Annotated in this window: 11 protein-coding genes and 1 tRNA gene; 4 read left to right on the forward strand and 8 right to left on the reverse strand. The window is 63.0% G+C overall.

Annotated features, from left to right (window positions below; all coding sequences use genetic code 11):
* Positions 1 to 589 precede the first annotated feature (589 nt).
* Positions 590 to 664: transfer RNA gene (locus DDF70_RS21695), tRNA-Gly, on the reverse strand.
* Positions 665 to 1,004: 340 nt separating this feature from the next.
* Between DDF70_RS21695 and DDF70_RS21700 the strand changes: the two genes are divergently transcribed.
* Entirely contained in the window at positions 1,005 to 1,277 is a 273-nt protein-coding gene (locus DDF70_RS21700) for a hypothetical protein (RefSeq protein WP_114946906.1), read from the forward strand.
* Positions 1,278 to 1,478: 201 nt separating this feature from the next.
* Here the strand turns inward: DDF70_RS21700 and DDF70_RS21705 are convergent, their stop codons facing one another.
* The gene (locus tag DDF70_RS21705; RefSeq protein ID WP_114946907.1) at positions 1,479 to 2,570 is read right to left on the reverse strand and encodes a 2'-deoxycytidine 5'-triphosphate deaminase; all 1,092 of its coding nucleotides are present in this window, start codon (positions 2,568 to 2,570) and stop codon (positions 1,479 to 1,481) included.
* A gap of 202 nt (positions 2,571 to 2,772) precedes the next feature.
* Between DDF70_RS21705 and apaG the strand changes: the two genes are divergently transcribed.
* Positions 2,773 to 3,165, forward strand: a complete 393-nt coding sequence (gene apaG / locus DDF70_RS21710; protein WP_114946908.1) for a Co2+/Mg2+ efflux protein ApaG — start codon at positions 2,773 to 2,775, stop codon at positions 3,163 to 3,165.
* A 61-nt stretch (positions 3,166 to 3,226) separates the two neighbouring features.
* On the opposite strand, the gene DDF70_RS36795 is transcribed toward apaG, so the two are convergent.
* The gene (locus DDF70_RS36795; protein ID WP_162820565.1) at positions 3,227 to 5,020 is read right to left on the reverse strand and encodes a calcium-binding protein; all 1,794 of its coding nucleotides are present in this window, start codon (positions 5,018 to 5,020) and stop codon (positions 3,227 to 3,229) included.
* A 177-nt stretch (positions 5,021 to 5,197) separates the two neighbouring features.
* Here DDF70_RS36795 and argE point away from each other — a divergent pair, with 177 nt between their 5' ends.
* On the forward strand, positions 5,198 to 6,370 hold the full coding sequence (argE, locus tag DDF70_RS21730; protein WP_114946948.1) for an acetylornithine deacetylase: 1,173 nt from the start codon (positions 5,198 to 5,200) through the stop codon (positions 6,368 to 6,370).
* Positions 6,371 to 6,489: 119 nt separating this feature from the next.
* On the opposite strand, the gene DDF70_RS21735 is transcribed toward argE, so the two are convergent.
* The 3 genes from DDF70_RS21735 to DDF70_RS21745 are packed head-to-tail and all read right to left on the reverse strand — an operon-like array spanning position 6,490 to position 9,607.
* Positions 6,490 to 7,479, reverse strand: a complete 990-nt coding sequence (locus DDF70_RS21735; RefSeq protein WP_114946912.1) for an Hsp33 family molecular chaperone — start codon at positions 7,477 to 7,479, stop codon at positions 6,490 to 6,492.
* Positions 7,476 to 8,402, reverse strand: coding sequence for an ornithine carbamoyltransferase (gene argF, locus DDF70_RS21740; protein ID WP_114946913.1), 927 nt, complete (start codon positions 8,400 to 8,402; stop codon positions 7,476 to 7,478). The genes DDF70_RS21735 and argF overlap by 4 nt, the downstream gene beginning before the upstream one ends.
* Positions 8,399 to 9,607, reverse strand: a complete 1,209-nt coding sequence (locus tag DDF70_RS21745) for an aspartate aminotransferase family protein (RefSeq protein WP_114946914.1) — start codon at positions 9,605 to 9,607, stop codon at positions 8,399 to 8,401. Before DDF70_RS21745 ends, argF begins: the two co-directional genes overlap by 4 nt.
* 371 nt (positions 9,608 to 9,978) lie before the next feature.
* Here DDF70_RS21745 and DDF70_RS21750 point away from each other — a divergent pair, with 371 nt between their 5' ends.
* The gene (locus DDF70_RS21750; RefSeq protein WP_114946915.1) at positions 9,979 to 10,515 is read left to right on the forward strand and encodes a GcrA family cell cycle regulator; all 537 of its coding nucleotides are present in this window, start codon (positions 9,979 to 9,981) and stop codon (positions 10,513 to 10,515) included.
* A 229-nt stretch (positions 10,516 to 10,744) separates the two neighbouring features.
* Here DDF70_RS21750 and phoB read toward each other — a convergent pair whose 3' ends face one another.
* Both phoB and phoU read right to left on the reverse strand, forming a co-directional pair.
* Positions 10,745 to 11,461 (reverse strand): phosphate regulon transcriptional regulator PhoB, encoded by a 717-nt coding sequence (gene phoB / locus DDF70_RS21755; RefSeq protein WP_009763523.1) that lies wholly within the window; start codon positions 11,459 to 11,461, stop codon positions 10,745 to 10,747.
* A 2-nt stretch (positions 11,462 to 11,463) separates the two neighbouring features.
* Positions 11,464 to 12,177 carry a phosphate signaling complex protein PhoU gene (phoU, locus tag DDF70_RS21760; RefSeq protein ID WP_114946916.1) on the reverse strand — a complete coding sequence of 238 codons (714 nt, stop codon included), beginning with the start codon at positions 12,175 to 12,177 and terminating at the stop codon, positions 11,464 to 11,466.
* Between the last annotated feature and the right edge of the window lie 28 nt (positions 12,178 to 12,205).

Consider the following 12,205-nt stretch of genomic DNA (forward strand, 5'->3'; position numbering starts at 1 on the left):
CCGAAGGAGCGCCAGGCCTCGAAGGTCCAAGGCGGCCAGGCCCGAAGAACCCCGCCGCCGATGCAGAGGATCTACCCGAACCCCTGCCGAAGGTCAACACCTGTTTCGAAGATTTTCTCTCGAAACCGGCGCCGCCGCCGTCGTCCATAGTATTCGGACAAGCTTCATCGCTCGCAGAAGCGTATTCGCCTCCGCGTGATCATCATCCGGACCAGCCGATGCCAGCCGAATGCTTCCCAGTGTCGTCAGAGGAGCCCTGGAACCTGGCCAGATACTGGCCGCCCCGGCTCGTGGCGCCGATCGGGATCCCGCAGGATCCGCAATCCCGACCCGACCCAGCGGCCGGATCCAACGATCCCGCCCCGGCCCGCGTCGCTCGTGCTTGAAGCCCGCCCGAACCAGCCGTCCGGCGGGGCTGCCGATATGTCCAGTCCAATCCCGTTTGTCAATAGCCGGATGACCGATCGATGCCAAACGTCCTGCCGGAGCGTGAGAACCCTACCGTTAAGACCAACGCGCCGGCGCGGAATGAGGAGCCCTGCCCTCCTTGAGGAACAGGTTTCTATCCGGATGCGTGCTTAAAGAAAGTTGGAGCGGGCGATGGGAATCGAACCCACGACATTCAGCTTGGGAAGCTGACGTTCTACCTCTGAACTACACCCGCGCGTACTAAGCATTTCAAGCACTTAGAGCCTCCAGCGTTCTGGCCGAGGGCTCGGTGTGCCGCCTGTACACTGTCGTTTTTAGCAAGGTGGCAGTGTCGACGTCAAACGCCTTCTTGTGATCCTTACCCCGGATCGGTTCCCGCATGACGCGAGTAGGCTTTTCTGATCATGGCACGGTGCGATGGCCGGGCGATCATGCCGATTGAGGACGTGCCGCGGGACTACCTCTCCAGGCTCTCCCCGAAGACAAGTGCGTTATTCGGCTGGTGCGATGGAAGCTCTGTAAGGAACTTACCTCGTCCATTGGGTTTGATTTCTCCGAAGAGAGGAGCAAACCCGATGAAAGCACGTATTTTGTTCGCCGCGATTGGCCTCACCGTTCTTTCCGTCCCTGCTGCCGTTCAGGCGCAAGGAATCGTGCGCGGTGCCGAACAGGGAGCTGCCGTCGGCAACCGTGCCGCCGGTCCGGTCGGCGGAGCCGTCGGGGGCGCGGTTGGCGGCGTCACCGGCGGTGTTGTTGGCGGGGTCAAGGGTGTGCTTGGCATCCCTCAGAGCACCGGCAGCGTCAAGCAGCATCACAATTCCCGCAAGAAGCGGCCAGCTCACCACTAGAGCGCTTTTCGGCGCAGTGGATCCGGCTCGCCGTTCAAAAGTTCGCCCCAACGAAGAGAGCCGTTTCCGCTTGGCTGAAAACAGCTCCAAGCCAGCACTGAAGCATCGGCCTAAAGGTGGACCCGCGCTTTAGGCCGACGCTCCTTTTCTAGGCCGGCGCACCATTCGCAGCTGGCCGAAAGGACAAGAGTTCTGGGATGGTCAGCGGAAATGCTTCGAGAGCTTCAGCCCTTGAGCCTGATAGTTCGATCCTGCGCCTGAGCCGTAGAGCACTCTCGGCCGCTCGGCCATGCGCTCGTAGACGAGGCGCCCGACGATCTGCCCGTCTTCGAGAATGAAGGGAACGTCGCGGGAGCGCACCTCGAGGACCGCGCGGGCCCCCTCCCCTCCTGCCCCCGCATGGCCGAAACCCGGATCGAAGAAGCCCGCGTAATGGACCCGAAATTCCCCCACGAGGGGGTCGAAGGGCACCATCTCGGCCGCATAATCCGGCGGCACGTGCACGGCCTCTTTGGAAGCCAGGATATAGAACTGCCCCGGATCCAGGATCAGGGTCCGGCTGGAATCCGCATAGAGCGGCTCCCAGAAATCCGCGACGCGGCAGGAACCGGGCTTGTCCACGTCGACGAGGCCGGTATGGCGCTTGGCGCGGTAACCGATGAGGTTGTCGGGGCCGAAGCCCGACAGGTCCACGCTCACGGCGACGCCATCCTGGATGGACGGCTCGGCGGAGGTCACGACCCGTTCCCGCTCATGGACCGACAGGAGTTCGGCGTCGCTCAGGCGCACATCGCCCTTGCGCAGGCGCAGCTGCGACAGGCGCGTGCCGGTTCGCACCAGGACGGGGAAGGTGCGCGGGGAGATTTCGGCGTAGAGACGTCCGTGATAGCCGGTCCCGATGGTGTCGAACTCCTGGCTGCGGTCGGTGATGACCCGGGTGAACACATCGATGCGGCCTGTGGAGCTCTTGGGATTGGCGGCGGCCGACAGGTCCTCCGGCAGAGCCAGTTCTTCCTGCAGTTCTGCGATATAGACGCTGCCGGTCTCCAGGATCGCCCCTTTGGCGAGATCGATCTCATGGAAACTCAACTGGTCGAGCCGGTCCCGAACCGTATGGTTGCGACCCGGCAGGAAGCTGGCGCGGACCCGGTAGGCGCGGCGCCCGAGCCGCAGATCGAGACTGGCCGGCTGGATCTGGTCGGAGGCAAAGGGAGTCTCCGGTTTGATGGCTCCCGCCTCGGCAAGGCGCATGATGGCATCAGCCGATTGTATCCCGTCCTTCAACGCAACCATGTCTGTCTTCCGAGGGGCATAGCCCTCATTGAGTTGTTGAGCCTGACAGTATCTGTAAGGCTTGTTCCGGAATTCTCAATCGCTTTCACGCCCGGGACGTGCCACGAACAAGGAAACCCCTCCCCGCTCGCTCGATTGACGGGACCCGAAGGCCGCCGTACCACGGGCCCATGGAACTCTTCGACCGGCGTGAGGCAGGCTCATGTACAAAGCTGTGACCCGCGGCATCTCCGTGACGGTGACGCCCCGCTACATGCCCGAAGAATCCTCGCCCGAGCAGGGCCGCTACTTCTTCGCCTATACGGTCGAGATCATCAACACCAGCCCGGAGCGGGTCCAGCTCCGTGCCCGTCACTGGACGATCACCGACGAGCACGGCCTCGTGCAGGAGGTGCGCGGCGCGGGCGTCGTCGGGGAGGAGCCCGTCCTGGGGCCCGGCGAGAGCTTCAGCTATACGAGCGGCTGCCCATTGCCGACGCCGAGCGGCACCATGCAGGGCACCTATCTGATGGAGACCGCCACCGGCGAAACCTTCAACGCCGAAATCCCCGCCTTCTCACTCGACATTCCCCGCGCCAAGCGCGTGCTGCATTAGGCTCACGGATACCAAGCGTAGACAAAAGCCGTTTGGCTTTTGTCTACGCCACAACTCCCCGTCAAATAATGAAGAAGTCGGCAGCAGTCATTTTGAGCCCCTTCTTGAGGGTAGCGATCTCGACTGCTTTGTACTTGGAGCCCGAACCATCGGCATCGTAGGACAGGACACCGGTTTTCTTGTTGTAGGTCAGGTAGTCGTCTTTGTCCTGGGCCTTGTCGCTGATCTTGAAGAACGACTTGTTCAGCTTCGCGGGATTGGTCTCGGAGCCCTTCTTACCAAGTTTGGTGAAGACCTTGTTGTCGAGCCAGATCGAGTCGTCCTTCACGTCGAAGTCCGTGATCTTGTCCAAGTTGGTCTTGCTCGGTTTGGTATTGAACACGAAAGTGTCGCTTCCGCCGCCGCCATTGAGCACATCATTGCCAGCTCCGCCCTTGATGATGTTGTTGCCACTGTTTCCGACAATAATGTTCGCCAAACTATTGCCGGTAAGAGCGAGTGCATCGGAGCCCGTCGCCGTCAGATTCTCGATATAATTCCCGAGTGTCCAGCTGACGGACGTCACGACCCTATCAGTACCTCCATCCGCAGCTTCGATGCATTTATCCAGAGCGTTGTCGACATAATAAGTCGTGTTGCTGGTGGTCCAGAAATCGCCGCCACCAACCATGGTGTCGGCGCCCGCTCCCCCGTCGATGGCATCACTGCCGCCGTTGCCATCGAGATAATCGTTGCCAGCGCCCCCGGACAGCGTGTCGCCATATTTCGTTCCAAGATAATCATCATCAGCGTTGGTTCCGGTGACGCTCACGGCTGTCGTGCGCTCGTCCAGAACCAGCGTTCTCAGCAAAGAGCTTGAATTACTCTGTTCGATCCATGTGAGGATGTGGCGTCCATCCCGCAACACGGCGAGAGAAGGATCGAACTGAGTGCCAAGCGCTGCGGCGTCGGCTTCATCGGCAGACAGGGAAGCATATTCATTGCGCGCAAAGCCTAGAAACACGCTCATATTGCTCGCCGTGCCGTGGGTAAAAGCATAGGCGTACCCGCCGCCCGGCAACGCTTGCAGAACAGGATGATCGTATGCCTGGGCTACGGAAGTGGGGGTAAAATCGGACGCAGTGCCGATAATGATGCCACCGCTCCGGTAGCTCTGGAAAATGGCGGCCTGCTTCCCATTCACCTCACCTTCCCATGACACCACGAACGCGCCATTGGCCAATCCCGCCACGGTCGGGTGGGGAACCCATGGCTCGTGCCGGATGGCAAGAATCTTGGACATCGTGATCTGGCCATCGGGTCCTTGCGCGACGCCGGCAATCTCATACCCGCCTCCGTCGGCGGCAACAGCTGCAACCGTTATGACGCTGCCGTCCTGCAGGACGGTTACGGAGGGATTAAGACCCTCGTCCATCAACAGTTTCGGAGCGGATTGTACCCCGGAAGCATCGACACCGACTCTCGACACGCTTGCGCCATCGGTCGCGACGACGGAGAAACCACCCACGCGATCTGCAATGACATTTGGCGAGGTTCGATTTGCCGAGCTAGCCCCGATTTCAAAGACATTTGAAGCCGGCACCGCATCTCGCCCAAAGAGTCGGGCCTGGATCGTGTGCTTGCCCGAACCGTCAGTCTCTTCCCATACGACAACGAAGCGCCCATCGCTGAGTTCTGTCGCCGAGAGATGCGACACTGTCGACCCCTTCGCGGGAGCAATCGAAAAAACTTGGCCTATTCCCGGGGTCCGGGCCTTGCTGATCTGGCCCCATATGGCATTTGAATCCAGGGTCCATACCGAGAGATAGGAGCCGTTGGCGAGTGCCGTGAGTGCGCTGTCGGGCGTGCTGGTCATGGTCAATCCTTTGTTTGTTATTTCGTTACATGAGCAATTTTCCTATTGCAACCCTGAGCTGGCTAGGCACTCGCCATGCGCGAATTTCCCGTTGGAAAATTGACGCTGGATCCCGTGGCGACTAACACCGTTGCCGTTCCGGGTCACATGGACCTGACACAACCACCCGAGGACCTCATGCCCTCCCAAGGCCAGCGGCTCACGCCGCTCGATTTGCTGGCGAAGCTGGTTTCGTTCGATACCGTGAGTTCGAAGTCGAACCTGCCCCTGATCGAATTCGTCGAAAGTTATCTGCGGAGCTGGGACGTGCCTTACGTGCGCGTGCTCGACGACACGGGTGAGAAGGCTGCGCTCTATGCCACCATCGGCCCGCAGGATCGGGGCGGGATCGTGCTGTCCGGCCATACGGACGTGGTGCCGGTGACCGGCCAGTCCTGGACCTCCGACCCCTTCACCCTTCGCGTGGAGAACGGGCGCGCCTACGGACGCGGCGCCGTGGACATGAAGGCCTTCGATGCGCTGGCGCTTGCGATGGTGCCGGAGTTTCTGGCCGCCAATCTGACGACGCCGATCCACATCATGCTTTCCTACGACGAGGAGACGACCTGCCTCGGCGTCGTCGACACCATCCGCCGCCTCGGGCACGATCTGCCGTTGCCGAAGGCCGCCATCGTCGGCGAGCCGACGATGCTGGAGGTTGTTGACGCACACAAAAGCGTCGTGACCTTCTCCACCACGGTGCACGGTTTCGAGGCGCATTCGTCGAAACCCTATCTCGGCGCCAGCGCCGTCATGACGGCCGCCGAACTGATCGCGGAGCTGAACCGCATCGGCGACGAGATGATCGAGCGCGGCGACTCGAGCGGGCGCTTCGATCCGCCCTACACGACCGTACATGTGGGCACGATTGCGGGCGGCACGGCGCGCAACATCCTCTCGAAGAGCTGCACCTTCCATTGGGAGTTCCGGGGCCTGCCGAGCCTCGACCCGCAGGAGATCCCCGACCGTCTCAACCGCTTCGTCGAGGAGGTGGCCTTGAAGCGCCTCAACCGCTTCGGCGAGTTCGGACGGATCGAGACCGTTCTCCACGCCGACGTGCCGGGCCTCGCGCCCGATCCGGGTTCGGCTGCGGAAGTCCTGGCGCTTCGCATCGCAGGCAAGAACCACACGCAGACGGTGCCCTTCGGCACGGAAGCAGGCCATTATCAGGCGGCGGGCATTCCCACCGTCGTGTGCGGCCCCGGCTCGATCAACCAGGCGCATCAGCCGGACGAGTACATCACGCTGGAGCAGCTCGACGCGGGACTGGCTTTCATGCGCCGGCTCGCAGCGACGTGCGCAAGTTCTTGAATAATACCTCACGTCATGGCCGGGCTCGTCCCGGCCATCTCGATAAGGTGAGGCTCTGCGCTTTCAGATCGGGACCACCGGCACAAGGCCGGTGATGACGACAGCTCCGTGCACTGCCTTTATGCTTCCGACCTGGCGATCTCGGCTTCCACATCCGCCGGATCGAGATCGTAGAAGCGCGAGCAGAACTCGCACGTGATGCCGATGCGGCCGTTGTCGCCGACCATGTCGCGACGATCTTCCGCCGAGAAGCGACGCATCATTCCCATGATGCGCTCGTGCGAGCAGGTGCATTCCTCGTGCACGTGCTGACCTTCGAAGACGCGCACGCCGCGCTCATGGAAAAGACGATAGAGAAGCGTCTCGCTGGAAACAGTCGGGTCGACCAGTTCGTGATCCTCAATCGTGCCGACCAGGGACTTGGCTTCGAGCCAGGCATCGTCTTCGGAGGGCGCAGTCAGATCGTTCGAGGGATGGCCCTCCGGGATGTCGCCCGGATGAAGATCCGCCTGCCGCAGGCGCTCCGACGAGGAAGGCAGGAACTGGATCATCAGGCCGCCGGCGCGATAGGTATGGCGGCCCTCCTCGAACTGCTCGGCGACGGCGAGGCGAACCTGCGTCGGGATCTGTTCGGACTGGCGGAAATACTGATGTGCGGCTTCCTCGAAGCCCTGGCCTTCGAGAGCGACGACGCCCTGATAGCGGCTGCGCTCGGAACCCTGATCGATGGTCATGGCGAGATAGCCGGACCCGAGGAGTTCGCCCGTTCCCGGCGACGTGGCTCCGAGCGCTTCAAGCCTGTCCTTGTCGAAGCGGGCCGTGGCGCGCAGGCGATCCGGTGCATTGAAATCGACCACCACCATGTCGATGATGCCGTCGGTCTTCGTCTGTAGCTGGAAGCGCCCCTCGAGCTTGAGGGACGCGCCGAGCATAACCGTCAATGCCGCCGCCTCGCCGATGACGCGGGCCACCCGGTCGGGATAACCGTGACGGGCCAGGATGGTGTCGATGGAGGCTCCGAGACGGACCACGCGTCCGCGCACATCGAGAGGCTCGACCGCGAACGGCAGGACGACGTCGTCGTTTCCTTCAAGCGAAGCTGAACTCATGCGTTTGCTGCTCCGAGGCACCACGCCAGGATGCCCTTCTGTGCATGAAGCCGGTTCTCGGCCTCGTCGAAGACCACAGATTGCGGACCGTCCATGACCTCATCCGTCACCTCTTCGCCGCGATGGGCGGGGAGGCAATGCATGAAGATCGCGTCCTTGTCGGCCACGCCCATGAGCCTGCCGTTGATCTGGTAGGGCTTGAGCAGGTTCTGACGGCGGAACTCGTCGTCGTCGCCCATGGACACCCAGCAATCGGTGATGACCGCGTGGGCGCCCTCGGCGGCCTCGAAGGCATCGGTGGTCACGCTGATCTTGGCCCCTTCCTGTTTCGCCCAGGACAAAAGCTCCGGGCGCGGAGCAAGTTCCGGCGGAGATGCGATCTTAAGCGTGAAATCAAGACGCGCCGCCGCATGGACCCAGGAGGCCAGCACGTTGTTGGCATCGCCCGTCCAGGCGATCGTCCGGCCTTCGATGGAGCCGCGATGCTCCTCGAAGGTCATGATGTCGGCCATGATCTGGCACGGATGCGTCGTCTTGGTCAGGCCGTTGATCACCGGGATCGAGGCGTACTGGGCGAGCTCCGTCACCATGGCATGGTCCAGGGTGCGGATCATGATGGCATCCACGTAGCGGGAGAGCACGCGCGCCGTATCGGCGATGCTCTCGCCGCGGCCGAGCTGCATCTCCTTGCCCGTGAGCATCAGGGTCTCGCCGCCAAGCTCGCGCATGCCGACATCGAAGGAGACGCGGGTGCGGGTGGACGGCTTGTCGAACACCATCGCCAGGACCTTGCCTTCGAGCGGGCGGTCCTTGGGCTTCTCGCCCCGGCGGCGCTTGGACTTGATCTCCAGACCGATATTCAGGAGGTGCCGGATCTCCGCGCCGGAAAAGTCGCTGAGATCGAGAAAATGGCGGGTCTTCATTGAATTGCTCCCGGCTGAGAGGCGTTCTTCTGCTCAGCTTCGATGGCCGTGCAGGCGGCATCCAGACGATCGATGGCTTCCCCGAGATCGGCTTCCGTGATGATCAGCGGCGGCAGGAGCCGGACGACATTGTCGCCGGCCCCGATCACGATGAGCTTCTGTTCGCGGGCGGCGTTGACGAATTCCGTGTTGGGAACGACGGTGCGCAGGCCCATCATGAGTCCCTGCCCCCTCACCTCGGCGATGACGTTCGGATGGCGGTCCTTCAGCTCGGCAAGGCGCTGCTTGAGCAGCAGGCCCTTGCGTTCGACGCTCTCCAGGAAGCCGGGTTCCAGGATGACGTCGAGCACGGCGTTGCCGACCGCCATGGCGAGCGGATTGCCGCCGAAGGTCGTCCCGTGGGTGCCGAGCGTCAGCCCCTTGCCAGCCTCCGCCGTGGCGAGGCAGGCGCCCAGCGGAAAGCCGCCGCCGATGCCCTTGGCGACCGTCATGATGTCGGGCGTCACGCCGCTCCATTCATAGGCGAAAAGCTTGCCGGTGCGGCCGACGCCGGTCTGGATCTCGTCGAAGATCAGGAGCAGTCCCTGGCTGTCGCACAGGGCGCGCAGCTCGCGCAGGAAGGCGGGCGACACGCTCCTGACCCCGCCCTCGCCCTGGATCGGCTCGATCATCAGCGCCGCCGTCTGCGGGCCGATGACGGCCTTCAGGGCTTCTAGGTCCTCGACGGGCACCTGGTCGAAGCCCTGCACCTTGGGACCGAAGCCCTCGAGGTACTTGGCCTGTCCGCCGGCCGCGATGGTGCCGAGGGTGCGTCCATGGAAGGCGCCCTCGAAGGTGACGATGTGGAAGCGCTCGGGGTTGCCGTTCACGTAATGATAGCGGCGGGCCATCTTGATGGCAGCCTCGTTCGCCTCGGCGCCGGAATTGGCGAAGAAGACGAAATCCGCGAAGGTGTTGTCGACGAGGCGCTGGGCGAGGCGCTCGCCCTCCGGGATCTGGAACAGGTTGGAGCTGTGCCAGATCTTGGAGGCCTGCTCGGACAGGGCCTTCACCAGATGCGGGTGCGCGTGGCCCAGGGCGTTCACCGCAATGCCGGCGCCGAAATCCAGATATCGCTCGCCATCTCGGCCGTAGAGCCAGGGACCCTCTCCCTTCTCGAAGGAAAGCTCGGCACGGGCAAAAGTCGGCAGCAAGGGCGATGTCACGGGTTGTCTCCGCCTAGAGAGGCCCAAGGTCGCACCCGGGCCCGAAAAAGAAAGCGCCGCCCCAGCGGGGGCGGCACGGCGGGGATTCTAACGAGGTGCGAGACCCTGTCAATTCAAGAGAAATGAAGTCACCCATCACAAGGAATTTTTGCCTGGGGCGAGTTCCTTGGGGAAAACGACATGGCCTGTTCAGGGACTCTTGCGCCGGAGTCCACCCATCCTGTAACTTCAGGTCAGTCGAGTACAGCATTCGTGCGGCGGCATTCACCCTCAGGAGCGACCCTCGCAACGCGGTCGGACATCAAAACCTGTCCGCGAGGCATCTGGGATTCTGAGCCTGAAAGCCCCTCACGATGGAGGCGAGTTTAAAAATGATGGATGCGGGCGGAACTTGGACGGATGAGCGGGTTGAGCTTCTCAAGAAGCTCTGGACCGATGGTTTGAGCGCGAGCCAGATCGCCGCCGAGCTTGGCAACGTCACCCGCAATGCGGTGATCGGCAAGGTTCACCGCCTCGGCCTGTCCGGCCGCGCCAAGGATGCGAAGCCTGCCGCTTCCGTCGCCGCGCGCCCGCGCAAGGCGACCCGCGCGCCGAGCCCCCCGACCCCGATTGCGCCGCAGCCGCACAACAACAACGTGGTGCTGGCCCCGATCCCGCTGCAGCCGGTGGCCGAGGAGCCCGTGGCCTTCGTCGAGGACGACATTGCCATTCCGATGTCCGAGCGCGTGACCATCATGGACCTGCGCGAGTCCATGTGCCGCTGGCCCATGGGCGACCCGACGAAACCGGAGTTCCGCTTCTGCGGCGCCCGCTCGATCACGGGCCTGCCCTATTGCACCCACCACGCTCGCATCGCCTACCAACCGGTGGCCGACCGCAAGCGCGAACGGAAGCTGGCGCGCGCTTAAAATCGAACTCTTTCAACGAGAAAAGGGCCGCGCTGATCGACCTCAGCGCGGCCCTTTTCACATTCCTCTCTCACGTCATCACCGGCCTTGTGCCGGTGATCTCCCGACTGATTGAGGCGCAGCACCTCCCGTATCGAGATGGCCGGGACAAGCCCGGCCATGACATGGAGAGGTTATACGCGCCCTCGAGCAACCGGTACGGATCCGAAGGATCGCACTTCAAGACGCTTCAGGCGTTCACCGCCTGCTCCTCGCGGGCGAAGGTCTCGTCGAAGGAATAGCCGGCACCACGCACGGTGCGGATCGGGTCAGGCCGGCGCGGCAGGTTGATGGCCTTGCGCAGGCGGCCCACGTGCACGTCCACGGTGCGCTCGTCGATATAGACGTCATGGCCCCAGACGGCATTGAGCAGATGCTCGCGGGAAAAGACGCGGCCGGGGCTCTGCATCAGGAATTCGAGGAGACGGAACTCCGTCGGCCCGAGATGCAGCTCCTGCCCGGCACGACGGACGCGATGGGTCTCGCGGTCGAGTTCGATATCACCAGCGCGGAGAAGGGTCGCGATATGTGCGGGCTTCGCCCGGCGAAGGAGCGCGCGGACCCGCGCCAGCAGCTCAGGCACCGAGAACGGCTTGACGATGTAATCGTCGGCACCGGTCGACAGACCGCGGATGCGGTCGCCCTCCTCGCCCCGCGCCGTGAGCATGATCACCGGCAGACGCTCGGTTTCCGTACGGGCACGGATGCGGCGGCAGAGCTCGATTCCGGACAGGCCGGGCAGCATCCAGTCGAGCAGCACGATATCGGGAACCTGCTCGCGCAGGCGGATTTCCGCTTCGTCGCCGCGCGAGACGCTGTCGACCTCGTAGCCTTCGGCTTCGAGGTTGTAGCGCAGGAGCAGCATCAAGGGTTCTTCGTCCTCGACGATCAGAACGCGAGGTCCCATGGTCATGCTCCGGGTGCGACCGTCGCGTCGATGGAGCGGTCGTTCTTGGGCCGGTCGATGGCCAGCGTCTCGCCGGTGACGAGATAATGGACCGTCTCGGCGATGTTGGTGGTGTGGTCGCCGATGCGCTCGATGTTCTTGGCGCAGAAGAGAAGATGCGTGCAGAACGAGATGTTGCGCGGATCTTCCATCATGTAGGTGAGAAGCTCGCGGAACAGAGAGGTGTAGAGCGCGTCGATGGCGCCGTCCCGCTTCCACACGTCGAGCGCCTTCGCGGTATCCTTCTGCGCATAGGCGTCGAGCACGTCCTTGAGCTGCCCGAGCACGAGATCGCTCATGTGCTGGAGGCCGACGACGATCTTCTGCGGCTGGAAATCGTCGCCGATGGCGAGCGCCCGCTTGCCGATGTTCTTCGCCATGTCGCCAATGCGTTCGACGTCGCCGGAGATGCGGATCGCCGAGATGGTCTCGCGCAGATCGACCGCAAGCGGCTGGCGCCGGGCAATGGTGAGGATGGCGTTCTCTTCCACCTCGCGCTGCAGCATGTCGAGGCGCTTGTCGGAGGTCACGACCACCTGAGCGAGCGCCTTGTCGTGGCGCACAAGGGCCACGATGGAATCGACCAGCATCTTCTCGGCGATGCCGCCCATCTCGGAGATGCGCTGCCGGAGACCCTGCAGGTCGTTGTCGTAGGAGCTGACGATATGCTCCGCCATGGGATAGGCCTCCCTTGAAGCGCTTCGG

Source organism: Microvirga calopogonii (assembly GCF_003347665.1).
GTDB lineage: Bacteria > Pseudomonadota > Alphaproteobacteria > Rhizobiales > Beijerinckiaceae > Microvirga > Microvirga calopogonii.

What these genes read in the sequence shown, in the direction of transcription:
- DDF70_RS21735 (WP_114946912.1), bottom strand. Translation starts at nt 7,479, where the DNA reads ATGAGTTCAGCTTCGCTTGAAGGAAACGACGACGTCGTCCTGCCGTTC.
- argF (WP_114946913.1), bottom strand. Translation starts at nt 8,402, where the DNA reads ATGAAGACCCGCCATTTTCTCGATCTCAGCGACTTTTCCGGCGCGGAG.
- DDF70_RS21705 (WP_114946907.1), bottom strand. Translation starts at nt 2,570, where the DNA reads ATGGTTGCGTTGAAGGACGGGATACAATCGGCTGATGCCATCATGCGC.
- phoB (WP_009763523.1), bottom strand. Translation starts at nt 11,461, where the DNA reads ATGGGACCTCGCGTTCTGATCGTCGAGGACGAAGAACCCTTGATGCTG.
- DDF70_RS21750 (WP_114946915.1), top strand. Translation starts at nt 9,979, where the DNA reads ATGATGGATGCGGGCGGAACTTGGACGGATGAGCGGGTTGAGCTTCTC.
- argE (WP_114946948.1), top strand. Translation starts at nt 5,198, where the DNA reads ATGCCCTCCCAAGGCCAGCGGCTCACGCCGCTCGATTTGCTGGCGAAG.
- DDF70_RS36795 (WP_162820565.1), bottom strand. Translation starts at nt 5,020, where the DNA reads ATGACCAGCACGCCCGACAGCGCACTCACGGCACTCGCCAACGGCTCC.
- apaG (WP_114946908.1), top strand. Translation starts at nt 2,773, where the DNA reads ATGTACAAAGCTGTGACCCGCGGCATCTCCGTGACGGTGACGCCCCGC.
- DDF70_RS21700 (WP_114946906.1), top strand. Translation starts at nt 1,005, where the DNA reads ATGAAAGCACGTATTTTGTTCGCCGCGATTGGCCTCACCGTTCTTTCC.
- phoU (WP_114946916.1), bottom strand. Translation starts at nt 12,177, where the DNA reads ATGGCGGAGCATATCGTCAGCTCCTACGACAACGACCTGCAGGGTCTC.